The organism is Pleionea sediminis (assembly GCF_007570825.1).
Classification (GTDB): Bacteria; Pseudomonadota; Gammaproteobacteria; order Enterobacterales; family Kangiellaceae; genus Pleionea; species Pleionea sediminis.
Map to the genome: position 1 here is coordinate 54526 of NZ_SUNB01000002.1, position 26667 is coordinate 81192.

Below are 26667 nucleotides of genomic sequence, written 5' to 3' on the forward strand. Positions count from 1 at the left end.
TATGAGTTACATTCGTCCAAACATACGTCATCCGCAATTACCGGTTAATGAAATCGGATTTACCCGTGCAGATTATGAAGGTGCACTTTCAACCTTGTGTGCTGGATGTGGTCATGACTCTATCAGTGCTTCGATATTGCAATCCTGCTTTGAACTCTCGATTGAGCCTCATAAGGTGGCAAAAATGTCGGGTATTGGTTGCTCTTCAAAAACACCGGCTTACTTTTTAGGAAACTCTCACGGGTTTAATTCAGTTCACGGGAGAATGCCATCGGTAGCCACAGGAGCTAATCTCGCCAATAGAGATCTAGTTTATATCGGAGTGTCTGGAGACGGTGATACCGCTTCCATCGGAATGGGTCAATTTGCGCACGTTGTCCGTCGAAACCTAAATATGGTTTATATCGTAATGAATAACGGTTGTTACGGATTAACCAAAGGCCAAGATTCAGCAACGGCCGATAGAGGCTCCGCCTCAAAGAAAGGCGTTCCCAATCCATACTCCAGTATCGACTTGTGCGAAACAGCCATCCAACTGGGTGCAGGTTTTGTTGCGAGAAGCTTTTCTGGAGATAAAGAGCAATTAATTCCACTTATAAAGGCAGCGATCTCTCATCGAGGTTTTGCATTAATCGATGTCGTTTCTCCCTGTGTCACTTTCAATAATACGGCTAAGTCGACCAAAAGTTACGATCACGTTCGGGAGCATGTTAATGCGACCGGTACATTCGACTTCGTGCCTCTTAAAGAGGAAATTACAACTCAGTATGAACCAGGAAAAACTGAAGAGATTACCTTGCACGACGGCTCAGCGATCAGATTGCACAAAGCCACTGAAAACCTCGACTTTAATAGCCCTCGTTCAGCAATGAATGAGATTGAAAAGCATAAAGAAAAAGGTGAAATTCTTACAGGACTTTTATACCTGAATCCTCAAACACCCGATACTCATGAGCTACTAGGCACCACCAATAAGCCTCTCAACAGTCTAACAGAAGATGCCTTAATACCCGGTAAAAAGGTGCTCGATACCATTAACGAAAGCTTTCAATAAATACACTCTTCTCTTGTGAATCAGGACGCTTCCTGTAGGTTGCGTCCGTCCCTATCCAGCTTGAGGTTTACTTTCGAACTCCATGAAGTCATCCGAATAACGATAAAATGACATTTCAGATGCACTCAATTGAGAATTGCCGTGCAAATCTTCATGAATAATTATCACAAAACTGTAATAAAGTTACATAATTTTCCGGTTCATCACGAAAGTTAAGCCATCGCAAAAAACTAATCTAAATAAAAAAGCAACGATTTATGATAAGTTCATCAAGAAAACGCACAAATTGATGACTTTTATGGAATAAACACCGTACACATATGCAAAATAGGTTGTAAATTAATTACAACAAACAGATTCTAACTCACTGTTTTGCCTTGCATTTTTTTGACATTATTGCTCGATTTAAGCATCTCCTTCTGCTAAAATCGCGCGCACTTTTTAGCCTATTTCAATACAACAACACGTCCCGAGGAAGTAGTCATATGACACAAGCTAAGGTGCATTTAAATCTTTCCACTGATGACTTGATTAACAAAGCAGTGGAACGCGGAGAAGGTCAAATTGCTAGCAATGGTGCCCTCTCTGTCGAAACAGGAGAAAGAACCGGTCGTTCACCCAAAGACCGATTTATTGTAAAGGAAGACACCACCGAGCAAGAAATTGACTGGGGTAATGTCAATCGTCCTTTTGATGAAGATAAATTTAACGCTCTTTGGGATCGCGTAGAAACTCATTTAGAAACTCAAGATGAATATTTCCGTTCAACTTTGCACGTTGGTGCAGGAGACAAATATTTCATTCCAGTAAACGTTCGCACAGAAACAGCTTGGCAAAATCTTTTCGCTCGTAACCTTTTTATCCGAACAGAGAATTACAATCCGGACAACCGACAAGAGTGGCAAATCTTGAATGCTGCGGGCTTCCGTTGCGATCCTGAACGCGATGGAACAAACAGTTATGGCTGCGTCATCATTAACTTTAAACAACGTAAAGTATTATTGGCTGGCATGCGTTACGCTGGTGAAATGAAGAAAGCGATGTTTTCTGTGCAAAACTTTCTATTACCTGCACATGATGTATTACCAATGCACTGCTCTGCAAATACAGACAACCAAGGTGACGTTACTTTATTTTTTGGTCTTTCTGGAACGGGCAAAACAACTCTATCAGCCGATCCAGATCGCTACTTAATTGGTGACGACGAGCATGGCTGGGGTGAAGGTACAGTTTTCAATATCGAAGGCGGATGCTACGCTAAATGTATCGACTTAAGTGAGAAAAATGAGCCGGTTATCTGGAATGCTATCCGACGTGGTACTATCATCGAAAACGTTGTGCTTGATGACAATGGAACGCCAGACTATACCGACGTTTCATTAACACAAAATTCCAGAGCCGGTTACCCGCGCGACCACATCGAACAAAAAGTTGATGAAAATGCTGCGGGCGAGCCCAATGCTATTATCTTTTTGACTTGCGACTTGACCGGCGTATTACCACCCGTTTCAGTTCTTAGCAAAGAAGCAGCCGCTTACCACTTCTTGAGTGGCTACACTGCAAAAGTTGGCTCTACTGAAATCGGCTCAACCGCTGCGATTGAATCAACCTTTTCTACCTGTTTTGGTGCTCCTTTCTTTCCACGACCAGCTGGTGTCTACGCAGAATTGCTCATGAAACGAATCGAAGCAAAAGATGCCAAAGTTTATTTAGTCAATACCGGATGGACCGGCGGTCCTTACGGCAAAGGCGGTAGTCGTTTCAGCATTCCAACGACTCGTGCAGTAATCAATGCTATTCAATCGGGTGCTTTACGTGATGTTGAGACTCGCGAAATTCCTTATTTGAACTTACAAGCGCCTGTTGCGATTGAAGGTGTTGAGCCTCAATTACTTGACCCTAAGTCAACTTGGGAAAATCCTGACAATTACGAAGCGGAAGCACAAAAGCTTGCTCAACTTTTCATTGAAAACTTTAAAAAGTTTGAAGTATCTGAAGCTATCGTTAATGCAGGACCAAAGCTTTAACTTTGAAAGTATTTATGACGTTATTAAGAAGGGCCTCAAAAGGCCCTTTTTTATTCGTACTGTAAATATCGAAGTTTTAATAAGACTATCTTACTGACTGAATAATTTTTACCATATCCGACATAATCTCATCTTTATCTTGCAATATTTGATCAACTTCCAAATTAAACAATGCCAAAGATGATAGTGGAGGCTCTTCGATAGTCTTCGCGTTTTTCAATATACGAATAATCCATCGGCCGACTTCTACTAAATGCGCATAACGATTGTTATCGTCGTTCGTTTTTAAGGGCTGCTCACTACCAATAACTCGCTTCAATGAGTCGGGGATTTGCCAAGACTCAACAACTAGCTTCGAAAATTCAGATTGTCCCATAATAATGATTGCTTTCTGGTCAGAAACATCCGGACATCGAGAAATATTTTGCGCTAACCAACCCAAAATAACCAATGCACCAACATTATGAAACAATCCCGCCAAAAGCGCTAAAGCGGGATCTTCGACACGGTATCGCTTCGATAAAGCATAAGATACTCCACCAACTTCCAAACTTCGATTACGAACAACCGATGCCACTTCATGGATGCGACTAAATTGTCGATCACTGAATAGTTGAGATAAACAGTAATTGTAAATGGCATTGCGCACCATGTTCATACCAAGCTTTTGCATAACATGAAGAAGCGATGTATTTTCGGTATTGATATTGAATGCCGCAGAATTTGCGATAGCGTAAATCCGACTCGCTAAAACAGGATCAGTATGAATTAACTGCGCTAAATGGCGGACAGAAACATCGGGATCATTTAATGCTTCTCGAATTTTCAGTAAATTTTCGGGAAAAGAAGGCAATCGTAAGCGGCCCTGCTCGACCGCCAACTTCATACTACTAAGAAGGCTTCTCAAATCGTTTCTCAATGTTTACTCCTGCCGGATCAAAGCAATCCAGTTTTGAATAAACATAGACTAAAATTGGTAAATATAACAGCTACTTGGAGAAGTTATTTAACCATTGTTCTGACTAGTCAGTTTCATTTTCCGACTCACCGTTTAAATCTTCTTTATTATTCAGTAAATCATTATGAACTACAGCAAGCCAACGCCCATCTGGGCTTATCGACAAGCGAGAAATATTGGAAAGAGATATACCCGAAGCCAAAGAATCCCATCGATGATAGGGGGGATAAGAAATAAACAGCTCATCACCGTTACTATGTATAAAGCCTATTTCAGAATGCCAGGCAAAGTCTTCTGAGTCGTCTAATAATACAATAATAGGCTGTGCTCGCTGCTTACTTAATGAATAACTTTGTAATCGGTATTTACCTTTGTGATTCTGGGCAAAGAAAAACTCATCGTCATTCCCCTTAGCTATCATACAACGTCCAACATCTTCAGCTACTACTCGAGACTTACCACTTTTTCTGTCATACCAAACCAACTCATGAGGTTCAGCCAAACGAAACAACGCAAGATCGTTTTCTGACACCCAGGCGTGATAGCCAACAGGCTCAATCGTTCCACTTAAAGTATCCGTAAGCTCTCCCGATTCAACTCGCTTTAAGCTTTGTTTATTTTCAAACGCGATTACTGCAGAGAGTTCGTTTTCTCGACCTAACGGTGTTGGCGAATATTCGCTTTCTACTGTTTTAGTAATTTGAATGGGAGAGGTCTTCTCATCAGAAAGAAACGCTTGCCATATATCCGTTGTTCCGTCATCTGACATTCGAGTAAAATAAATAGATTCAGAATCAGCAGTAAAAGTTGGCTGGTTATCATATCCTTCACGCACTACCCAGTGTTTATTAAATTCCAAACTAAAGGAAGACTTGTGCTTTTTTATTTCAAATAAAGAAATGTCCGTTCCCGGTATTTCAGCACCAATTAAGTATGGTGCAAATAATAAGATGAAAAATATTGTTATTGTTTTTATCATTTTTTTTCCAATCGAAGTAAACAAACTATCCAGCAGCGATTATATCAAAGCTTTTCTCATTGAAATTCGGTAACAATGCACTTGTTCTCCTGCTCTTAGATTACCGACACCTTTTTCCAAGCGTACAGAGCGCGGTTCAAGCTCAAAATATTCTTCCTGTCGTCGCACATGATGCCAAACACGCTCAGAAACCAATATCTCCCCTGACTCCGCCAAACTTTCTAGTCGTGCGGCAAAATTAACCGCTTCACCCGACAAGTCAGTAATCTCAGTCACTTCATTGTGTTGCACGACAACCTCTCCTAAATCCATACCAATTCGGCAAGGAAATCCGGCGCCATCGAGTACATTACGAATCATGCAAGCACATGCAACACCCACGGCAGCATTTTGAAAACTGGCTCTTAACGAATCCCCTTCCATATTAGGATAATCGGCTTTCCAACGTTTCAAAATGGGCTTAATCAAGCCTCGGAATAAAGTGAGTTTTTCCGAAAGTTCATCACCTTTCCAACGAGAGAATCCTTTTAGATCCATCAACATAACAGTAAACATTCGCATCTGACCGTTCTCACGATCAGCAGCAAGTTCTAACAACTGTGGCCAAAATTGATTTTTAACATGCGCAATCGACTCTCTTAATTGTGACACTAAGCGATGATCTTGTCGCATCGCAATCTGCGCCGCAATTAATCGGCTAGCTTCTTCTTTTAAATCGTGCTCCAATTTCTCTGGATTGTGTCCACCTGTATCTTCAACCAACACACGAACTCGACTACCGCCCGCCTCTTCCATAATACTTCGGACACGAAGTTTGACTCCCCAAAAACCAGCTTCAAGATGTTCAACTAAAATGGGTAATGCACTTAACTCGTGAGGCGCAATAAATTTGTCATAACGCAGTTCAATAACAATGGACTCTGAATATAGTTTTTCAAATTCGTTTGCTCGGTAACGGGTTAATAATGTCGCATTTTTATCCCAGCGGGCATTTTCACAACGGACATTTTTAATAGACCAACCAGAAATACGAACATCATGCAGTTTCACCCCATTCATCAGAGCATTGTTCAGGCAGGCATTTTCTAAATTCGCGCTTCTTAAATCACAATCTTCCAAGTTTGCACCATTTAAATTTGCATTGGATAGATCTTTGCCTGATAAATCGGTGTGCGACAATAATATATCTTTCAACTGCGCACCGATTAAAGATGTACCTTTCAAATTAGCTCTGGTTAAATCCGTACGCTGAAGGTTTGCCTCATCCAGTATTGCATTACTTAAATCTGCCTGCGCTAAATTTGCTTCTGCAAAATCCATCGACTTTAAATCTTGTCCTTTCAAGTTTGCGCCATTTAATTTCGCTCTGCGAAAATCCATTCCTTGCAAGCTGTGTCCAGAAAAGTCAACTTGCGAAAAATTAGCGTGTGCTAATTGAGCTGTGAGGAATTTTGCACCTTTAACTTTTGCTACAGTTAAGTCGGCGTGTCCCATTTCTGCAGCAATGAAATTCGCTAGCTCCAAGTTACAATGACTAAAATTTGCGTGCTGCAAATTAGCAGAGATGAAGTTAGCTCCAATCAGCTGCGACTTTGTAAAGTCACAATAGGACAAGTTAACTTGAGAAAAATCGTAGCCAGAAAGATCTCGCTCTGAAAAATCCGATCCAGACAAATCAATCGTTACGTTGGGATTATCACTACGCCAACGATTCCACTTATCGCGACCTTTGCCAATTAACTTTAATAACGTCGATTGTTCCACTGAACTCATATAAGAGTAGCCTTTCTTAATTTACTGACACGCGTCGATCGCGTCTTTAACATACTGTGGTAGTGCGAATGCACCAACGTGAATGTCCGGATTGTAATAGCGAGTTTTAATTCCACTTTTGTTAAATCGCTCAGCAATCACTTCACGACTTTCATGTTTTAACGACTCATCGTCGGTTGCCCAAGCCAAAGTCATCACACCGCCAATATAAGTTGGTACCGGCGCAGTATAAAAAGTTTGGTCTTTATAAAGAGGTCCCATGCGTTTTGTCGTGTTTATCACCTCATCCAATTGCATAAAGCACACACCATTTTGAGTTACCATAACTCCACCTGGATTCAAACGCGCTTTTGCCAATTGATAAAAGTCGTTAGTGAACAAAACCTCACCCGGCCCCATTGGATCCGTAGAGTCTGAAATAATAATGTCAAAAGTCTCTTCTGCTGAACGGACATAGTCCATACCATCAGCAATAACGATTTCTGCTCTCGGGTCCTCAAACGCACCATCAGAGTGTTTTGGAAAATAATTTTTGCATAAATCAATCACCGCCTGATCAATTTCTACTTGTACTACTCGCTTAACAGAAGAGTGACGAAGAGTTTCTCGCAAAATACCACCATCACCACCGCCTATAATTAATACTCTCTCAGGATTTGGGTGCGCAAACAAAGGGACGTGAGTTAACATTTCATGATAAACAAATTCATCTTTTTCTGTGGTTTGAATAATTCCATCCAGAGCCATGACATAGCCAAACTGCTCATTCTTGAATATCACTAAATGCTGGTGATCGGTTTTATTTTCAAACAAGATTTCATCAACTTTAAAGTATTGGCCATAGGTAGGATAAAGCAGCTCTAAAAAGTTATCAGACACGAAAGTAACACCCCAATTAAAGATTCAAATTTCGGGCCACATTGTAATTCAGAAAGATCGCGAAATACAGTTATAGAAAGAACAACCGCCACTAAATTGCAACGGTTTATTTCTCTAACAAGTCTAGTCAATAGCCCCAAAGATATCCGACAAAAAATGCCCTTAACACCTAATTATCAATAACTTAAGCTCAAATTGAGAACTTAATAATTTGCGCTGACTTCATCTAAATAGACCGTTTATCGCCCAAAAGCTCTCTTTTGTCGAAATTCTAATCTATGTCTATTTATAAACAAGGAATCCAATTGAAAAATTTATTGAATTTATTGAGTAAGAACTTGATCCGAATGATGACTCTTGACTACGAATACTGTCGATTATTGAGTGAATAAGGAGAAATTATGCGGTGTCATGAAGTGGACTATGAAATTATCGGACACGATATGCAACTGGTTGAAGTCGAGCTGGATCCAGGAGAAACCGTTATCGCCGAAGCAGGAGCGATGAATTATATTGAGAATGGAATTCATTTCGAAGCCAAAATGGGCGATGGCTCGCAGCCTGATGAGGGAATGATGGGAAAAATTTTCTCTGCAGCAAAACGAAAGCTAACCGGCGAGTCAATATTTACTACACACTTTACCAATCAAGGAAGTCAAAAAGCTCGAGCCGCTTTTTCTGCTCCCTATCCAGGTAGCATCATTCCGATAAACATGGCAGATATTGGTGAAAACCTAACCTGTCAAAAAGATTCATTTCTGGCTGCAGCATTAGGCACCAAAGTTTCAATAACATTAAACAAACGTTTGGGGGCAGGCTTCTTTGGCGGTGAAGGTTTTATTTTGCAAAAACTAGAAGGCGATGGGATGGCCTTTATTCATGCTGGTGGAACACTCATTAAAAAAGAGCTTAAAGGCGAAACGCTACGTGTCGATACAGGCTGTCTGGTTGCCTTTACGCAAGGTATCGATTACGACATTCAACGTTCTGGCAATCTTAAATCGATGATTTTTGGTGGTGAGGGATTATTCCTCGCAACTCTCAGCGGACACGGCACTGTTTGGCTACAAAGTTTACCCTTTTCCCGACTGGCCGATCGTGTCTTCCAGAGCGCATCAAGCTATGGTGGAAGCGATAAAGGTGAAGGCTCCATTCTGGGCGGACTTGGTAGAATGCTCGATGGCGATTAAAGCCAAAAGATTCATAGCCTCTCGTTATTCAGATTAACCTCCGGTGATTAACAGAGCCGATACCTTGCGGACGGCTCTGTTTTATTATCCACCACTTGCAGAACGACATTCTCTTTCGATAATTCCATATCCTGTGCTACATTTGCGAAATCATTCATCACTCTATTTGAACCGCTATGGCAACACTCAACAATAAGCCAGATTATTCTTTGTACTCCAATGCCTTCGGCTTTTTGCGTCAACCACTTAATTTTTCACCGCTCACCAGTGACGCCGACGTCATTGTCATCGGATTTCCATTTGATATGGCAACAACAGGTCGTTCAGGCGCACGCATGGGTCCCGGCGCGATTAGAAAAGCTTCAATGAATCTAGCTTGGGAAGATACCCGTTGGCCTTGGTCATTTTCACTGAGCGACAGCATTAAAATTGAAGATGCAGGTGACTTTGTTTTCGAGCCAGGCGATGCAGAAGCTTTTACCAAAGAAGTTGAAGCTTATGTCAGCCAATTAATTCAATCAGAAAAAACGCTGTTAAGCTTTGGCGGCGATCACTTCATAACCCTGCCATTGCTCCGAGCTCATTCAAACGTTCACAAGGACATTGCGCTTGTTCACTTTGATGCTCATACCGACACCTACAGCCAAGGCAGTCGTTATGATCATGGCACCATGTTTTATCATGCTCCTAAAGAAGGCATAATCAATGCAGATCACTCAATACAAATTGGTATCCGTACCGACTATGAAAAAGAAAACCATGCCTTTGACGTTATCGATGCGGTCACTGCTAATCAACTTTCAGCCGACGACATTATCCAGCGAATTAAAAACCGAGTGGGCAATCATCCCGTATACGTCTCTTTTGACATCGATTGTCTCGACCCCGCTTTTGCACCGGGAACCGGAACCCCCGTTTGTGGTGGATTAACTACCGATAAAATACTGCAAGTTATTCGAGGACTTAGCAATGTTAACCTCATTGGTATGGACGTTGTTGAAGTCTCGCCTGCCTATGATAATGCAGAAATTACCTCATTAGCAGCCGCAAGCATCGCTCTGGATCTCCTCCATGTCTGGGCAGTTGCTCAAGGAAAAATAACAACGTAACACGCTTTTAAAATTGGAATGTTTCAGTCAAATCACACTAACGCAATGGCGCGCATTACTTTTGTCTCAATGAATGGTTTGCAAATGGTTGACTGAATGATGAATTACAGTATTCTGCGAACCTATAAGTATCGATAGACAGGAAATAAAATGACACACCCATTTGAAGAATTTCGCGCAAAACGAAAAGCAGGAAATGAAAAAGCGCTCGAAACCGATAACTTGTTAACGAAGCGTTTTTTCTCACTGGATAAGCAGGCCTATGGCGATGGTGCTTTAGATGCCAAAACAAAAGAACTGCTAGGTCTTGCTGCGTCAATGGTTTTACGTTGCAATGATTGTATCGATTATCATCTCGAGGGCGCTGTCAAAGCCGGATACAATAAGTCGGAGATTGATGAAGCTATGGGCGTTGCCTTATTGGTTGGAGGCTCAATTGTAATACCTCACTTACGGCATGCGGCCCAAAGCTTAGAGTTTTTATTTCAAGAAAACGAAAAGAATTCTGACTAACTTAACCGAGACTGACCGCGAGTGCTTCAGTCTCACATTGAACCGCCTCACAACCCCAAAACATCCTTAACAAAAGGAACCGTTATTTTGCGCTGGGCAACCAGTGAAGCATTATCTAATTTATCGAGCGCATTCATTAAAAAGCGTAAATCTCTCGAACTTCTCGACAGAACAAACTGTGCTACTTCCGATCCCAAGTCGAGCCCTTTTGCTGCCGCTTTCTGCTGTAAAAGAACCTGCTTATCGGTATCCGATAGAGACTGAATTTTGAAAACCGCCATGGCTGACAGTCGAGAAATTAAATCTTTTAAATTCAAGCCCAGCTCAGCGGGAACACTCGATGCAGAAATTACCAGATTTCCATGATTGTCCTTTACTCGATTGTATAAATAGAAAAGAGCCTCTTCCCAGGCTCTATCACCCGCAATCGTTTGAATATCGTCAATACAGATAATTGGAAACGATTCTAGACCTTGCAGCATTTCCGGAACAACGCCCAGTTCATTAAGAGGTAAATAAATAACGCTGCCCGGCTCTTGATGGTTTGCCATTGCCTGAAGCAAGTGCGATTTTCCACTTCCGGGCTCACCCCACAAATAAACCAACTCACAGTTTAGTTCACTACTCAGCTGTTTCAGGTATTCAACTAAAATCTGATTTTTCCCAACCAAAAAGGAACTTAAAGTGACTTCTTGATCGAGTTTAATATTAAGCGGTAACTGCTGCATAACACTCATTATTTTTGTTTTTCGTCAGTACTAATAACATTAGCCGATTGTAAGACTTCTTTCGGTATTTCACCTTCGGGCAATTCACCGCCATAGAGCACGCTATTAATGTATTTATCATGGGCATGTCGCAAGAGAACCATTATCACTGCAGCAACGGGCAAAGCGACAAGAACACCAACAAAGCCAAACAATTGTCCACCAGCTAGAATGGCAAATATAACCGCTACAGGATGCAGTCCAATTTTATCACCCACGAGTAACGGTGTAAGCACCATACCCTCCAACATTTGACCAATTGCAAAAACAAGCCCAATCCAAATAAGTACTTGAGGTTCACCAAATTGAATAAGCCCGGCCGCTATTGCGAAGATAATTCCAATAATAAAACCCAAATAAGGAACAATACTCGCCAATCCTGCAATTAAGCCAACCAGCAATGCCAAATCTAACCCAACAATCCACAAGCCAATCGCGTAAATCATTCCCAACGCGAACATCACAATCAATTGCCCACGAACAAAGGCACTTAATACTTCATTACACTCTAGCGCCAGGGTTTTAACAACTGGGGCAGCACGTCTGGGAAACAAACCGTATATATGAGCCACTAACTTATCCCAGTCTCGCAACAAATAAAAAGTAACCACGGGAATCAAGACTAAATTACCCAACCAACCAAACAGCGCAATTCCGGATGACGTAATCGATTTCATAACGGTCCCAATGACACCACCATAATTGGGTAGGTTTTTGGTAACCGCCTCTTCAACTTCTTTGTAGTTAAATTCCGCTTGTTCTTTACCCAGTAATTCAGCAAACCAAGGAACGACTTCAGTTTTAAAATACCCGATGACAACCGGCGTTTTACCTGCCAACAAATCAAATTGCTGTTTAAGCATTGGAATCATCATTAAAATGAATAAAAAGCCAATCAACGTAAATAGTAAAAAGACAATGACAACTGCCATCGTTCGATTAAACTTTCTCTCTTCTAACCAGTCTGCTAGAGGATCACCTAAATACGCTAAAGTTGCGGCGATAAAAAAAGGCGTCAGTGTAGGACTCAGTAAATAAATGAACCAAGATAAAAAAACAACAACACCTAACCACCACCAACGCTTCAGGTTACTCATTTATTTTTGCCTCGTTATTTTATTTCGTTGGTAACGCCCACCCCACAACAAAATATAATGGAGTCCACTGGATAAGGTGGTTACGTAAACAATAATTTCCAGCGTTAGCAAATACCAGCTGGGTAATACCCACAACCCTAAAGAAACTAATATAGAGACTACAAATAGAATTTGAAAAAAGGTATTACTTTTCGATAACCGACTGGGATCCATGTCATAAGGTCCCAACGCTTTGTGATACACAAATGCGCCCAAAATAATGACTAAGTCCCGCAAGCTGACAACAATAAATAACCACCAACTCATGTGATGGTTTAAGCACAATACCAACATGGTCGAGACCAGCAATAATTTATCGGCCAGAGGATCCATAATGGCGCCAATGCGGGATTTCCAATTAAAACGACGCGCCAAAAATCCATCAATTCCGTCAGACACACCCGCAATAAAAAAAATCCATAAGGCATGGTAATAGTTATCACGCCACAAGAGCGCGACCAACGGAACAACGAGTAAAATCCGTAATACCGTAATAAAATTTGGTAGCTGATTTAACATTAAGGTCGCCACTGATAAACTAAAATCTTCTGCGGCTCTTCAGGTTCGGAAGCCACTTGAACAACAACAACTTCAGCACCTGTTTCATTACCCTTTTCTGCTTCAGGTAATTCTGGAACGTCATTATTGTCTTCCGCTTTTGATTGATCAGGATTTTCCATGACTAGAACACCATTTGCATTAATGGGCTCCGGATCTTTTTCTGCTTTTAAATTTTCAATGGCCGATTCAATACGGAAACTATCCGTCACGGGAATTAGCTTTTGGTCAAGCCGAATCGCCTGCTTGAGTGATTCCACATCGCCGACTAAATCGACGTTAACCATCATAGCTCGCCCCTTAGTTTGCGCGACTTCCACTTTACGAATTGCCGACAAAGACTCCAAATAACTAATCAACTCACGATACGAATAAAAACTGCCAACATCTTCAATTAACAATTGCCACTGATTGGCACTGAAAGACTCGGTGACACAAAACACCTTACATAATCGCTCACCGAGCCAATCGGTCACATCCCTCAATAAGTTTTCTTGCGATACAGCGTCAAAGTCCTGATAGGTGACATCGCCGGAAATCGTAAGCATGAAGCGTCCTTGCCAAGAATCGTTGTGTGAAGATACTCGACCCGCGAGAACCGCATCACTACCATATCGAGCAGATGCTGCTTCAATAGGTTCAGGGAAACGAGCCCAAACATCTGAGGCAGACACTTGCATCTCATCTTCTAAATCCATAAGAGGCAATACTGTCGGCAAACCACGTCGATGAATTTGCCGCATAAACTCATCTTTGAGGCTATTGTCTTCAGGAGTACTCGAACTTAAGACTTTGCGAGCAAAAGACTCCTCATACGCTAACCACATTAGAGTAACGGGACGACTCCCTCCCCACATAGGTACCGCTGCGTCTTGTAGTAATCGCTGCACAGCTCGACCATCAAATTCAACTTTCAAATACATTTGCTTTTCGTTGGTCTCGCTATCAACAATTTCCTGATACGCATATGTTCGAATAAATGACGAAACTTTCTTGAAAGATTCTTGAACATAAAATCCCTCTAATGCATCTCGAGTTCCACTGGCACGTACAAGAACTTGTTTAAACGAAGAGAGCATTGCAGCACGCTGAGCAGCTCCACCGCGATCCTTAACAGGCCACATTACCGTGTACAAATCTGAGTCTGCTGCAGACACCGAGGTTACCATCCAGGCAGACAATAAAACCCAAATAGCGATTGACTTAAAAATTACGCGCATTGACCGTCCAAAAGAATTGAATTTTCACTAACTTATAACGGCTTATGATAATCGAAGGCCGCACTTTTTACCAAACTTCGACCACCGGGAATGCAAATAATCTCATCGATTGAGGCAATAATCACAAATTAGCGATAATTTGCAAAAATAGAGGGGATTGAATTGAACTCGAGGCCACGACCTCGAGTCATGATGTGTGAAAGTAACTTAAAGGGTCCAAACTTCAACCCGGCGATTCATCGCCCGGCCAGAATCCAACTCGTTATTTTCAATGGGTAAAAAACCGCCGTGTACCGACCAAGGTTCTATTTGTTGCGCTAATAAAACCTCTTTAATCACGCTCATCCATGATTCAACTTGCTGCAAACTGGTTTGAGACATATCTGGATCGTCCCAAAATCCAGCCAGCACAATTCGATTATGTGGATTAGCCCTTTTAAATTGAATCAATCGTTCCAAATCACGTCTCAGCTTTGACGTTAACGAGCCCTCTTCTGACAAACGCAAAGTAACCGAAAGACGTTTTCCAAAATCAGCCAGATGTGCGTACTTTCGTTCAACTTCCTTACCAGCCAGGTTGGGTTTACTGCTGGTTGGGAAAAACGAAATTAAGTCAGCCCTCGAAGCCAATCTTTGACCTTGCTCTCCGGTCACAAACTGAACAAATTCTCGAGCCATTACATTGTCGTTTTCTGTTGGAAAATACAAAAACAGTTTTCGCGAAAGCGGGTAATCTTCGGTACCTATGGTGTACTCATCGGGACGAATGCCCCTTGCTCCTAACTCATTTGCAACAGCCAACACTTTTGCTCCTTGCGTATGAGAAATACCAACAAAGCCTATCGCTGCGGGGTTTTCAGCAACGGTCTTGGTTAACTTTTGCGATGATTCAAAACGTTGAGAGCTATTAATGAGAGTTTTATCGTGTGTTTTTAAGACCAGTTTTTTAAAAGTGTCGTAGGTTCCAGAATTATCATCTCGAGCCAATACATTAATGCGAGCGTCAATACCGCCAACATCTTGCCAATTCGAAATTTCTCCGGAATAGATGGCGGCTAACTGTCCTAATGTGATGTTATTGATGGGATTATCCGGATGAACCACAACGGCCAACGCATCGTAAGCAATGATGTTTTCTGCTTCCCCCCGACCTATCGAAGGATATATTTTCCCTAAGGCCGACATTTCCTCGGGTTTTATAGGTCGCGAAGACATTGCGATGTCTGTATTTCCAGCAAGAAGATCAACAAACCCAGTACTCGAACCGTGCGCAGCTAAATCGACGTTGACGCTTTTTTTTCTTAGAGGATTTGTTGCAGAAATGCGCTTTTCAACCGGTGATGGCTGTCTTATCAATTGAACTCTTGTATACCCTTTAGTGGTTAAAAATTTTTCGAGCAAAATAGGCGCAAACTTTTCACCCACTGTATTTGATCCATGAATTTTAAAATCGTATTGAGTCTCTAAAATTTTGTTCTCAGTCGCCTGAGAGTTTTCCCCAATTATCAATGTTAAAAAGCAACCAATGGCAACAACACGACCAATTGACTTCAACATAAAACGACTCCTAATCTACACTACAATGGCTTGAATCAACGCCCGCGACTATAAAGACAAATTATTACAATCAGATTTCAATTACATAAATTCAGGATGAATAACATTATTACCGCCCCTTTATCTCCTTACGAAATCAAAAAAGCTGTTATTTGGGCAATCTTTATTCAAAAATAAACCGTAATTGAACAAGGACAATTCTCGAATAGGTTCATATTGCGTGATAAAATGCGCGCAATTTTAATTCCATGTGAGCAATACTTGTGGCTGATTCCAAAAAAACCTCTCTAAGTTACAAAGATGCCGGTGTCGATATTGACGCAGGTAATCGTCTGGTAGAAAGAATTAAAGGTGTTGCCAAACGGACGCGACGTCCAGAGGTAATGGCGGGTCTGGGTGGCTTTGGGGCAATGTTTGAACTGCCAAAAGGCTATGAAGAGCCGGTTCTTGTTTCCGGAACTGACGGAGTTGGCACTAAGTTGCGTCTCGCTATGGATGCCGGTATTCACGATACGATCGGGATTGATCTTGTTGCCATGTGCGTGAACGATTTAATTGTCGGCGGTGCAGAGCCATTATTTTTTCTCGACTATTACGCTACTGGCCAATTAGATGTTGATATTGCCGCCGATGTTGTCGAAGGCATTGGCAAAGGTTGCGAACTCTCCGCGTGTGCATTAGTGGGTGGCGAAACAGCAGAAATGCCGGGCATGTATGAAGGCTCAGATTACGATTTAGCAGGATTTTGCGTCGGTATTGTCGAGAAACAAAAAATAATTGACGGCAACAAAGTAAAATCAGGCGATCATATTATCGGCTTGCCATCCAGCGGACCACATTCCAATGGCTATTCACTCATTCGCAAAATTATTGACGTTAACAACAGCGATCTCAATCAAGCTTTTGAAGGCACCACACTAGGCAAAGCACTGCTCGAACCAACACGAATTTATGTTAAACCTCTGCTAGAAGCTTTTAAACAATTTGATGTTCATGCCCTTGCGCATATTACGGGTGGTGGATTCTGGGAAAACATTCCACGAGTACTTCCCGAAAAAACACAAGCAACAATTGACACCAATAGTTGGAAGATGCCGCCAATATTTCAATGGTTACAAGAACAAGGCAATGTCGAGACCCACGAAATGTATCGCACATTCAATTGCGGTGTAGGAATGATTGTAATTGTCGATCCATCACAAAGTGATGCTGTCATTCAATTTTTACGTGAGCAAGGTGAGTCGGCCTTTCTTATGGGACAGATTGATGAACAGCAAGGTGACCAACAAGTCGTGATGTCCTGATAATTTGATGTTGAAGGTTTTACCATGACACAAAAAAACTGCCGGGTCGTCGTATTGATCTCGGGTGAAGGCTCCAATTTACAAACTCTGATTGATGAGTCAGCACAAGGGACACTTCCGGTTAGCATTGAGGCGGTTATCAGCAATCGCCCTGATGCTGGAGGACTCAAAAGAGCGCAAAGAGCCAATATTCCAACTCACATCATTGACCATACAGAATTTTCCGATCGATATTCATTCGACATTCAGATTATTGATGCAATACTTAAATACAATCCAGATTTAGTTATTTTGGCAGGGTACATGAGAATCATGACGCCAGATTTGGTCAATCGATTTTCCGGTCGGATGATAAATATTCACCCGTCGTTACTGCCAAAATACCCGGGACTGAAAACACACCAAAGAGCCCTCGAAAATGGCGATTCGGAACACGGTTCAACCGTGCACTTTGTTACCGAAGTGCTTGATGGTGGACCGGTAATTGCGCAGTCCAAACTGAATATTACAAACGATGATAATGAAACAACTCTCATCCAGAAGATTAAACGTTTAGAGCATAAACTCTACCCGCATGTCATCCAATGGTTTGCGGACAACCGTTTAGCACTGAGAGATAACCAAACTTACTTTGATGGAGAAAAGTTGCAACATCCAATTATCATCGAATAAATTTTACTAAAAAAGGATATTCGATACATTGCTAATACGTCGACCGAAATTGACAACCTGTCAATCAATAAGAAAACTTTTTGTGCAAAGTTTTTTTCTCTCTTTGATATTCAATCACGTATTGGCAATTGACTCCACGACAGAAAAAGACTCAACTAAAACCCTAGAAACAACAAATACTCAACCAGTCCAATCCTCATCAAACGCTGTCCCAACGCCAGAAAAGTTAGATAATGCAGAAAATCAATATCCACGACTGAAAGAATTGTTGCTTCCCTATCGCGCAACTTACGATATTTTGGACGGAGATAAAAGTGTTGGAGTTGCATCACGAAGCCTTTTACCTTCTCAAGAAGCTTGGATTCTAAAACAAGAAACCGAGATTCAACGTTGGTACTACAAGTATTCTTTTACGGAGTCCTCCACTTTCACGATCGAAGATAACAAATTGTACCCACAGAAATACGAATCAAAAATCAACCGCTCATTCAAAGAGAACCGAACCACAATAAGTCAATTTGACTGGGATAAAAAAATAGAGCGAGGTGAGCGAAATAATAAAACCTGGACTCTCGAATTACCCAATCAAGTATTCGATCAATTGAGTTACCAGTTTTTTCTGAGAAATAAAGCTCAATTAAAAAGTCGTAAAGAGCGACTCCATCTAACTTACAAAGGAGAGTTAGAGTCCTATATTTTCGTTAACGAAGGCATCGAATCTGTCGAAACACCGTTAGGAAAACTAGAGACTATTCTTTGGACACAACAACCCAAGTTTAAACACGACAAAGTCATGCATTTATGGTTGGCTCCTACACTCAATTATTTACCGGTTCAAATATCCCAATTTCGAGGTAGTGAGAAAGAAGGGACCATTCGTCTAAAGTCGATTAAATGGTTTGAATAAACTCAACGGCACACAGTCAAAATACCATTAGCCATGAACTAAACTTGAAGTCCTTAGAAGTAAATCCTGATAGATGCCCAATCACTTCTTTTATCTGGGAGGATCAATCTTATTACCAATTGACGTGTTGACACGAAACCAGCCTGCGACGGAATGTCGGTCACGATTAGCAGGCAACACTTCATGAGGAAACTCCTCACTCAAAAACACAACAAGAGTTCCAAAAAGAGGAACAACCTTAATCCCTTCTTGATCGATATCACTTTTATAAAGAACCAACTCTCCGCCGTCAGCTTGAGTCCAGCCTGGATTTAAATAGGCAACGACCGACAAAACTCGGTTAGTTTCTCCACGAAATGCATCGTAATGCTTCTTGTAATAATCACCAGGAGCATAATGCGCAAAATGACTTTCAAAGGAAAAAAGACCGAGAAATAATCGCTTGTTTAAAAAGGCTTGCAGCTGAGAAGTCCAATCAATCCACAATTTACCCGCTTCAGCAGATCCGGTAATCCAGCAAATTTCATCGGTTCGCACAAACTCATTGTGCAAATAGTCTTCACCACGACCTATGCCAGCGTTGGTGTAAAGATTGTCTTTCATTTGAGTTTGATAGGAATGAAGCTCATGCGCAATATCTTGAGGTAAAGCACCTGGGCGAATACTAAAACCTTGTGTGACCAGATCGTCTGCAATCAAACCAAACAAAGTTTCGTCGATTGTGTTCCCACCCACAGTCGTTGGGATTTGTAATGCTGCCAATAGTTAGTCCAGCCCGTATAAATGATCGATATAACTGCATCTAAAAAGGCAAAATTTTGCCGGGCGAGAGTATGCTCCCAACTTACCAAAACAGCAAGAATTATTTCCAATGATTTCCACAAGGCTCAAATACTTTATTCAACTCCTGAAATCGACAATAAAGCTTTATTCTGGATTGAAATAGCCCTCCAGTTTTTCCTGGTATATCACTGTCAATTTACTCACATAATCAGTGATTTCCTGCTCACTAACATTAGAATCTAGCTCACCTGCTCGTTTTTTTTCAGCGAGCCTTTCGCTTAGATTTTCAGAAAAGTTGTCAACCATGAGTTCTATCTCTTCAGCCAAAAGGGCTTCTTTTTCATTTCTTGCTTCGACTTCCTGAGCTCTTTCTATCTGCCAGTGAACAAACTCCTGTATCGTCTCACTCACCACGCCTAAAGCAAGATCAGCAATCAATAGCAAAAAAGCCTTACCCCAATCATTTAGACCGTACGACTTAGCTTCGTGGTTTTCCTTAAAGTGATGTTCGACCTCTTTGGAAACTTGCTCCCCTACGTTTACAATGTCATTAAATAACGTATTCGACAACCCAGACCTTTCTAGTCGCTGCTGACTATTTTCTATCTGTGTGCTCAGTGATTCAGTGCTATTCTGTGAACCTTGAGCGCCCGCTGGAAAAAATTGACCGGCGCCAGTATGATAGACCGGCAGCGTAAAACTATTCTCGGCAAGCCTTCGATTCATTTCCGCCGCAATCTCTCGGACACTTTGTAAGTTTTCTCTTTCTGGCTCAGTCGGAGTTACTAAGTTTTTTATCTCTTCATAACGCGCTTTAACCTCACCACTGCTAGTATTAATTTTATTGTTAAGTGCTTCTGATAATCCCGTCATTATAGTGTTCTCCAGATAACCGAATGAATCAAAATGTTCTTAAAACAACTCACAATTAAACCTTCAATAAGTTCTGGCTCTCTCGGTAAAGCAACTTCTTTTTATTTGCTTGTTGATTTTTTGAAGTAATCAATTCTTGCCAAGCAAAAGCTGTGGAGTGAATTCGCTCTATAAACTCAATTAACGCTGACGGATTTAACGTTCTCAATTTGACAGAATGACATAAAAACACGGATCGTTGCTGAGAATCTAGTGCTAAGGTTCCCCCATCCGTTGCGCTCCACAAGTAGTTACCCTCCAGGAGCATTGGGTAAATATCATGCTCTACACCTGATTCAACAGTCCCTAAAGGATACTTAACGATCAACTCATCTTGCCCAAAACCATTTTTTCCTAAATATAAAGAAAGTGATCTGCCATTCCATTGCAACTCCACCGCATCACTAACCACCTCGCTGTCAATATTAAGTACCTTGAAAAGATCATTCATCAGTGAAAGAAAAACATCAAGCGAATCATCTCGATCAATATCCTTTTTATTATCATCAGTATCCAACATCAATCACAATCCTTGGCATTTGCTCTTAACCAACGAATTATTTCAGCAACGGGTTTAATGTACTGTTCAGTAATTTTTTCATTAATATCGAGATCAGCATACATTGCTCGAGCTAATGGTACGTTCTCAATCACGGGAATATCATGTTGTTCAGCAATAGTTCTTATTCGCTTTGCCAATAGATGCTCCCCCTTCATACAAACATAAGGAAGTTGACTTATAGTATCCTCATAGCGTAGACAGACAGCGTAATGAATAGGATTCGCAACGACGACATTCGCTGTCTTTACACTGTTAACAAAAGCTTCTTCACTCGAAATTTCACGATGGATTTGCTTTCTCTTTCCCTTGATTTCAGGGTTTCCTTCGGTGTCTTTATACTCTCGTTTAACTTCGTCTTTCGACATTCGCAATTTTTTATAATAACTATATTTCTCGAACACAAAATCAATAATGGCAAGAATTAGGAAGACACCCAAACAATAGAGTATCAAATATAAAATAAGCATGCTCGTGATCGATAATGCGCACTGAGCGCCACACGTTGGAACCGATAAAATAACCAACAGAGAATCTTTTACGACATACCAGGCAGTAACGGTTAAAACAATGATTTTAACAATAGATTTAAAAAATTCTAACGCATTATTAGCGCTAAATATCTTTTTAAATCCTTGAATCACGCTAACCTTTTCGAGTTTCGGCTTTATGGGTTCAAAACTTAAAGCCCAACCCGTTTGTAATGCATTAGAAAATATTGCGGTAATAAATGTGAACCCTAAAAAAGGAGCTAGGACTTTTGAGGCAATTAAAAGTGACTCAAATATCGCAGCTAGCAGCCCATATTCCATTTCGACATCATAATATTTAACGGGTAACTTAAACAACATCTTCAATTGGGCAAGGATATAATCGCCAAACACAACAAAGCACAGTACTATTGAGATAAGCATCGATAAAGAAACAATTTCTTTACTTTTATAGACCTGGCCTTTGTTACGCGCATCTCTGATTTTTTTTCGTGTGGGTTGCTCTGTTTTTTCGCTCATTAACGACTCACTTTGTTAGCTTCCAGAAACAAACCAAGATCGTTTACCATATCGCCTAATACATCATCTAGCTCAGTGACAAGAATACCGATATATAAAATAAGTATTAGAATTGCAACGGCACTCTTTATCGGCATTGCCATGAAGAAGACATTCAGCTGTGGGGCAAATCGGCTTACTAAGGCCAATGTAAATTCAGCAATAAACATTGCAATAATTAGAGGAGCGGCAAAAACAACAATCGAATACATTAAAAAATCAAGTTGCTTAAGTAATAAAACGTCGAGTCCATCATATCCAAGAGGTAATATAGAACCAACAGGCCAATAGAAGTAACTCTGGTATACGACAGTCATCATTAGTAAGAAAGATCCACTAACAATAAAAAACATATTTAGCAGCTGAGATAAGAGTACACCTAATGGAGAAGACTGATCGCCCAATACAGGGTTTAACATACTGGCCATCGTCGCACCACGTTGGTTATCGACAAAAAAACCTACTCCCTCAGCAATCCAAAATGGAATCGTGACAAACAAACCAATCATCAATCCAATCACACTTTCCTTGATGAGTAAGATAAAGTAATCAAACTGTGTAAGATCTAATGGAACCGTCTCAGATGTCACAGGAAAGATAAAGAGACTGAGACTCAAAATAACACCATTTTTAACCAATCGTCCACCCATAATAGACTTATTCATCATTGGTAAAACAGTAAATATCAGGTAAAGCCGAGGTAATGCCATAGTGTAGGCTTGAACCATGGACTCAAGCTCTTTGATGTCAGAAACCATAGCTATTGAGCAATCAAGTCGAATACACGTTGACTAAACTGTAATAGTTCAGCGCCCATCCAACTTCCCGTTACGACGAGACAAATAATAATCGTAACCAGCTTTACAACGAAAGATAATGTTTGCTCTTGTACCTGAGTTAATGCCTGAAATAGACTTACTAAAGTACCGACCAAAGATGCTGCAATAATAGAAGGAAGAGACAGCTTTAAGACTAGAATTATCGCTTCTTCTGCTAGTTTTAATAGTTCAACTTCTGACATAAACGAAGCCGTCCTTAATAGGTAATCACAAGACTGTGGGTGAGCGTTGTCCAACCATCGAGTAAGACAAACAACAATAGCTTAAAAGGTAACGATATCGTCATAGGAGAAACCATCATCATACCCATCGCAAGCAGAATATTCGAAACGATAAGATCAATAATTAGAAATGGTAAATAGATTAGAAATCCTATTTTAAATGCCTCCGTCACCTGACTCACGGTAAATGCAGGCAGCAAAATTAACAAACTATCGTTTTTGACTTTATCCTTGTATTTTTCAGGCCAGATAATCATCGCAGTATCTATAAAAAAGGACTTTTCAGCGTCCGTCGTATTTTTTTTCAAGAACTCAATATAAGGCTCTGAAGCACCAGAAAATAACTCGCCATACTTGTCCGTACTCTCAGTTAGCTCTGGATTTTCTTCAACAAATGTTTGTATATCAAACCCAACAGGCGCCATGATATACAGAGTCAAGATTAAAGCCACACCATACAAAGCCATATTGGGAGGTATTTGTTGTATTCCGAGAGCATTCCTTAATAACGAAAATACAATGACAATTTTAACAAATGATGTTCCCATTACCGCTAAAAAAGGAATAAGCGCTAAAGCTCCCAGCGCCAGGATTAATGAAATATTATCGAAACCACCGTCAAGAAGATTAACGTCCATCACCACTCCACCTAACGACTTTCACGCCCAGTTTATTATTAACTTGTACCAGCTCTCCTTGGCCGATTTTTTGTTGATTAGCAAAAATCTCTATTTTTTCTTCGGCAAGCTCTGGCAGACTGATGATCATGCCATCTCCCCAAGAACTCAACTCCGACAATGCCTCCTTGTTACCAGCAATGCGGAAACTGATGTCCATCTCAACATCTTGCAGATTCAGTTCTTTAGAGTCTGTATTAGGCAAATGTTCGCTAGTTATCTCTGTATTTTCTTCTAAATTTTCATTGATATCACTTTTTGAATTCACAAGCTTTCTCCGGGGCTTAAATACATATTGACTATCATTCAGAACCGAAACACCAATATACTGCTGAGCTAAAAGTACATTTAACTGACTTAGTTCTGATGCAGCGTCTGATAATAAAATAACATCACCTCTTTCTAGACATCTAAGGTCAGGCAGCAACATTTTCTTTCGTGAGACTTCAAAAAAAGTGGATAAATAAAGACTTAGACTATGATTCGTTAACGGAATTGCATTATCTAGAAGTTTTAATACAGAGTTACTAGCGTTGATAACAATAAACTCTAGCTTTTTATCATCACAAGTCATCTCGACCAAAAAATCAAATGAAGATGTTTCGACTTTCAGTGTATGTATTTTTGATATGAGTCTTTCCAACTTGATAGAACCTGAAGCTTTTAAATTATCAGCAACCGCCTCAAGTAGAATATCCAACGCAGCCTCAACTAAAGCGAGAGGTAAATCTTTGGGTGAGTTTAAATTAATCCATGGGAACAACAAATATTGCAGCGATTGGTTGGAAAAGCCGAGCTCAATAGGCTCTCCCTTAACATCTATCTCTATCAACCAATCGACTTTACACTCATTCGACTGTTCTTTTAGTCCGTCTAAAGAGTAGCGGTGATTTTCAATCTCTAATTGCTGAGGCTGCCGCTTTCGACATATAAAATTAGACAATATCTGCTCGTTCGCAGAAATCGTGGGTAAACAATCAGGAATCATAACAGCTCTTCATCTAAATAATATTCAAAGGGATAACGCTTCTTTCCTTGCTGATCTTCATCGTCTTTTTCTCGCTGTTTTTCGTTAGCTTCAGCATGCTTACTCACTACTTCGCCATCCTGAATGAGTTGACACGATACCTTCAACGAGGGAAACCGCTTCTCTAACAGATGCTCAAGTTGGGCAAGCTCATTATCTTGAAAGGCAGCAACTGTCGTTCTCGCTTGAAAGTCGACTAGCAACTGATTATTCTCCAGTTGCACATGTATTCGTTGACCGTCGAAAGTTTTAATATCGACGGCGACCTTTGAAGGTTCTTTCGAAGCTCCTTCCGTATTAACAGTCCACGAGGCGTTTACTTGTCCCGTCGTTTTTTCTGAACTTTGAGGATTGTTACTCTTCGTTAGTTTGCTGTTTTGTTCCGCAAGTAAATCTGACACCTTTTGAACAAGATTCTCATACACACTTAAAACAATACGAACCTCAGACTCATGGGCATTATCGAACACGTCTAATATCTTCGGTTGAGTATGAGCTTTTGAGTCTTCGGCATATGGACTGTCGAGTCGACTGTTATTTAACGATAAAGGTCTACTATCATGCTTTTCTACTCCATTTCTCGTTATTACTCGTTGTCCTAACTCTCGTTCTTCTATTACTCGGGAAAACACACTCGCTTGAATGTTCGGTTTTTCCGAAATTTTTATTCGTTCATTTTCTTGAGAACGAATATCTTTCAACTGTTCACCTTTATCAGAAATACCTTGATGACTTATCGGATTTTCACCGACTACAGTTCGACTATCATCTGCTCGGCTTTTATCCGACATAAAAGAGAAAGGCTTTAACAAAGGTAATTCTCTTTGATTATTTTCAATAGGAGTACGATTACTTTTTGGGCTTACATGAGTCTGACGATCATCAAAATCTCCACTACTTTTTCTATCAAGTATTGACTGACTCTCTAAGGATTTCGACCCACGAATATCCAGCTCTATTTGTTTGAAAGAAACTTCAGAAGTCACTAACCTATCACTCAACTCTGACATCTTTCTATAACTTACGTCTTTTTTATCCGGGGTTGATAGAAATTCTCCTTCACGTTTTTTCTCACTTTTTTCAACTCGAGAGTGAGCGATATCATATAGCTCGTTTTCGAACGTTAGGTTCTCAATTGATGAAGGGTGAACATAGATTGACGGAGCTATTTCTGAATCCCTTGATCTGGATTCAAGGTTACTTCTTTCCAAAGCACCCCCTCTCCATGTCATCTGTAAAGCCTCATCACGCCCCGAGTGATTAATATTTCTTGGGTTTTCATTACTTGACATTGAACTAAGATTTTCCGGAATAGAATTCTGTTCGGTCAACCTAGTTTTATTTGAACTTGGCTCTTCTATTAGTTGCATTAATTGAACTAATAATTCACTTTGCTGCTCACTTTTGGATGAAAAGTCATTTCGCTCAGTTTTTAAGCCACTACCAGTCGCCCTTGAAGTCTTTTCATTAATTTCTTTGGTTTCACTGTTAGTCACTGCATTAGGTATTATCTTCATATCTTTTGTAAGCTCGATTGTGAGAGAACGAATTCATCGAGTACTTCATCACTCTGCCTTTCAGATTCAATGTTCTCTATTCGTTTAAACTCATCCGAAACTATTTGATACTTTTCGACTTCTTTCTCTGCTCGGTTTAAGCGCTTTGTACACAACTCTCGTTGTTTCTGGCATTCGTAATGTTCTATTTCACATTGTCTTAAGAATGTCTTTTTGTCTGCCCACTGATTTTGTATATCGCCAATAGACTTTCGGTATTCATTCACCTCTTTCTGAGAGGCTAGCTGCTGAGCCAGCTCTTCGAATTTTTGCTGCAATTCATGAGTTTTCCAAGCTTCAAACTGTACGAGACTTTCTTCTGCTTGAGTCAATTTAAGTTGTGCATTTTTAAGCGCTTCAGTCGCCCTTTGAAGTTCAATTTGAGCCTGTTCCCTTTGGCGTTTTTTCAGATCAAAAATAATAGCAATCGATTTCAATCTA

Annotated in this window: 27 protein-coding genes; 8 read left to right on the forward strand and 19 right to left on the reverse strand. The window is 40.6% G+C overall.

Annotation, left to right across the window (positions count from 1 at the left end; genetic code table 11):
- Position 1: 1 nt before the first annotated feature.
- A complete protein-coding gene (locus FAX86_RS10095; RefSeq protein ID WP_144393294.1) occupies positions 2-1054 on the forward strand; it encodes a 2-oxoacid:ferredoxin oxidoreductase subunit beta in 1053 nt (350 codons plus the stop codon).
- Between the two features lie 377 nt (positions 1055-1431).
- The gene (locus tag FAX86_RS10100; protein WP_425467774.1) at positions 1432-3081 is read left to right on the forward strand and encodes a phosphoenolpyruvate carboxykinase; all 1650 of its coding nucleotides are present in this window, start codon (positions 1432-1434) and stop codon (positions 3079-3081) included.
- An 85-nt stretch (positions 3082-3166) separates the two neighbouring features.
- Here FAX86_RS10100 and FAX86_RS10105 read toward each other — a convergent pair whose 3' ends face one another.
- The 4 genes from FAX86_RS10105 to speE all read right to left on the reverse strand — a co-directional run bounded on the left by FAX86_RS10105 (position 3167) and on the right by speE (position 7670).
- Positions 3167-4000 carry an HDOD domain-containing protein gene (locus tag FAX86_RS10105; protein ID WP_144393296.1) on the reverse strand — a complete coding sequence of 278 codons (834 nt, stop codon included), beginning with the start codon at positions 3998-4000 and terminating at the stop codon, positions 3167-3169.
- Between the two features lie 103 nt (positions 4001-4103).
- A complete protein-coding gene (locus FAX86_RS10110) occupies positions 4104-5018 on the reverse strand; it encodes a PD40 domain-containing protein (RefSeq protein WP_144393297.1) in 915 nt (304 codons plus the stop codon).
- Positions 5019-5057: 39 nt separating this feature from the next.
- Positions 5058-6791: a pentapeptide repeat-containing protein gene (locus tag FAX86_RS10115; protein WP_144393298.1), complete on the reverse strand. Its 1734-nt coding sequence runs from the start codon at positions 6789-6791 to the stop codon at positions 5058-5060.
- A gap of 21 nt (positions 6792-6812) precedes the next feature.
- Complete coding sequence (gene speE / locus FAX86_RS10120; RefSeq protein ID WP_144393299.1) at positions 6813-7670, reverse strand: polyamine aminopropyltransferase; 858 nt, start codon at positions 7668-7670, stop codon at positions 6813-6815.
- 401 nt (positions 7671-8071) lie between these two features.
- Between speE and FAX86_RS10125 the strand changes: the two genes are divergently transcribed.
- From FAX86_RS10125 to FAX86_RS10135, 3 genes are all read left to right on the forward strand, one after another.
- Positions 8072-8860, forward strand: coding sequence for a TIGR00266 family protein (locus FAX86_RS10125; RefSeq protein ID WP_144393300.1), 789 nt, complete (start codon positions 8072-8074; stop codon positions 8858-8860).
- A 176-nt stretch (positions 8861-9036) separates the two neighbouring features.
- Positions 9037-9969, forward strand: a complete 933-nt coding sequence (gene speB, locus FAX86_RS10130) for an agmatinase (RefSeq protein ID WP_144393301.1) — start codon at positions 9037-9039, stop codon at positions 9967-9969.
- 150 nt (positions 9970-10119) lie between these two features.
- Positions 10120-10482: a carboxymuconolactone decarboxylase family protein gene (locus FAX86_RS10135; protein WP_144393302.1), complete on the forward strand. Its 363-nt coding sequence runs from the start codon at positions 10120-10122 to the stop codon at positions 10480-10482.
- A gap of 47 nt (positions 10483-10529) precedes the next feature.
- On the opposite strand, the gene hda is transcribed toward FAX86_RS10135, so the two are convergent.
- From hda to FAX86_RS10160, 5 genes are all read right to left on the reverse strand, one after another.
- Complete coding sequence (gene hda, locus FAX86_RS10140) at positions 10530-11210, reverse strand: DnaA regulatory inactivator Hda (RefSeq protein ID WP_164503535.1); 681 nt, start codon at positions 11208-11210, stop codon at positions 10530-10532.
- A gap of 8 nt (positions 11211-11218) precedes the next feature.
- A complete protein-coding gene (locus FAX86_RS10145) occupies positions 11219-12346 on the reverse strand; it encodes an AI-2E family transporter (protein WP_144393304.1) in 1128 nt (375 codons plus the stop codon).
- Positions 12347-12904, reverse strand: a complete 558-nt coding sequence (locus tag FAX86_RS10150; RefSeq protein WP_144393305.1) for a CDP-alcohol phosphatidyltransferase family protein — start codon at positions 12902-12904, stop codon at positions 12347-12349.
- Complete coding sequence (locus FAX86_RS10155; RefSeq protein WP_144393306.1) at positions 12904-14163, reverse strand: DUF2066 domain-containing protein; 1260 nt, start codon at positions 14161-14163, stop codon at positions 12904-12906. Before FAX86_RS10155 ends, FAX86_RS10150 begins: the two co-directional genes overlap by 1 nt.
- Positions 14164-14370: 207 nt before the next feature.
- Complete coding sequence (locus tag FAX86_RS10160; RefSeq protein ID WP_144393307.1) at positions 14371-15720, reverse strand: substrate-binding domain-containing protein; 1350 nt, start codon at positions 15718-15720, stop codon at positions 14371-14373.
- A gap of 263 nt (positions 15721-15983) precedes the next feature.
- On the opposite strand from FAX86_RS10160, the gene purM reads away from it, so the two are divergent.
- The 3 genes from purM to FAX86_RS10175 all read left to right on the forward strand — a co-directional run bounded on the left by purM (position 15984) and on the right by FAX86_RS10175 (position 18603).
- Positions 15984-17024 carry a phosphoribosylformylglycinamidine cyclo-ligase gene (gene purM / locus FAX86_RS10165; protein WP_144393308.1) on the forward strand — a complete coding sequence of 347 codons (1041 nt, stop codon included), beginning with the start codon at positions 15984-15986 and terminating at the stop codon, positions 17022-17024.
- A 24-nt stretch (positions 17025-17048) separates the two neighbouring features.
- Positions 17049-17696: a phosphoribosylglycinamide formyltransferase gene (purN, locus tag FAX86_RS10170; RefSeq protein WP_144393309.1), complete on the forward strand. Its 648-nt coding sequence runs from the start codon at positions 17049-17051 to the stop codon at positions 17694-17696.
- 82 nt (positions 17697-17778) lie between these two features.
- The gene (locus FAX86_RS10175) at positions 17779-18603 is read left to right on the forward strand and encodes a DUF3108 domain-containing protein (protein ID WP_164503536.1); all 825 of its coding nucleotides are present in this window, start codon (positions 17779-17781) and stop codon (positions 18601-18603) included.
- A 90-nt stretch (positions 18604-18693) separates the two neighbouring features.
- On the opposite strand, the gene FAX86_RS10180 is transcribed toward FAX86_RS10175, so the two are convergent.
- The 10 genes from FAX86_RS10180 to sctO all read right to left on the reverse strand — a co-directional run bounded on the left by FAX86_RS10180 (position 18694) and on the right by sctO (position 26663).
- On the reverse strand, positions 18694-19365 hold the full coding sequence (locus tag FAX86_RS10180) for a 2OG-Fe(II) oxygenase (protein WP_144393311.1): 672 nt from the start codon (positions 19363-19365) through the stop codon (positions 18694-18696).
- Positions 19366-19530: 165 nt separating this feature from the next.
- The gene (locus FAX86_RS10185) at positions 19531-20259 is read right to left on the reverse strand and encodes a hypothetical protein (protein WP_144393312.1); all 729 of its coding nucleotides are present in this window, start codon (positions 20257-20259) and stop codon (positions 19531-19533) included.
- Between the two features lie 55 nt (positions 20260-20314).
- Positions 20315-20818 (reverse strand): type III secretion system chaperone, encoded by a 504-nt coding sequence (locus tag FAX86_RS10190; RefSeq protein WP_144393313.1) that lies wholly within the window; start codon positions 20816-20818, stop codon positions 20315-20317.
- The gene (sctU, locus tag FAX86_RS10195) at positions 20818-21867 is read right to left on the reverse strand and encodes a type III secretion system export apparatus subunit SctU (protein WP_144393314.1); all 1050 of its coding nucleotides are present in this window, start codon (positions 21865-21867) and stop codon (positions 20818-20820) included. Before sctU ends, FAX86_RS10190 begins: the two co-directional genes overlap by 1 nt.
- A complete protein-coding gene (gene sctT / locus FAX86_RS10200; RefSeq protein WP_144393315.1) occupies positions 21867-22664 on the reverse strand; it encodes a type III secretion system export apparatus subunit SctT in 798 nt (265 codons plus the stop codon). The genes sctU and sctT overlap by 1 nt, the downstream gene beginning before the upstream one ends.
- 2 nt (positions 22665-22666) lie before the next feature.
- Positions 22667-22927, reverse strand: coding sequence for a type III secretion system export apparatus subunit SctS (sctS, locus tag FAX86_RS10205; RefSeq protein WP_144393316.1), 261 nt, complete (start codon positions 22925-22927; stop codon positions 22667-22669).
- Positions 22928-22941: 14 nt separating this feature from the next.
- Complete coding sequence (sctR, locus tag FAX86_RS10210) at positions 22942-23604, reverse strand: type III secretion system export apparatus subunit SctR (protein ID WP_144393317.1); 663 nt, start codon at positions 23602-23604, stop codon at positions 22942-22944.
- Positions 23594-24631, reverse strand: a complete 1038-nt coding sequence (locus tag FAX86_RS10215; RefSeq protein ID WP_144393318.1) for a FliM/FliN family flagellar motor switch protein — start codon at positions 24629-24631, stop codon at positions 23594-23596. The genes sctR and FAX86_RS10215 overlap by 11 nt, the downstream gene beginning before the upstream one ends.
- Positions 24628-26187, reverse strand: a complete 1560-nt coding sequence (locus tag FAX86_RS10220) for a hypothetical protein (protein WP_144393319.1) — start codon at positions 26185-26187, stop codon at positions 24628-24630. The genes FAX86_RS10215 and FAX86_RS10220 overlap by 4 nt, the downstream gene beginning before the upstream one ends.
- Complete coding sequence (gene sctO, locus FAX86_RS10225; protein WP_144393320.1) at positions 26184-26663, reverse strand: type III secretion system stalk subunit SctO; 480 nt, start codon at positions 26661-26663, stop codon at positions 26184-26186. Before sctO ends, FAX86_RS10220 begins: the two co-directional genes overlap by 4 nt.
- Positions 26664-26667 lie beyond the last annotated feature (4 nt).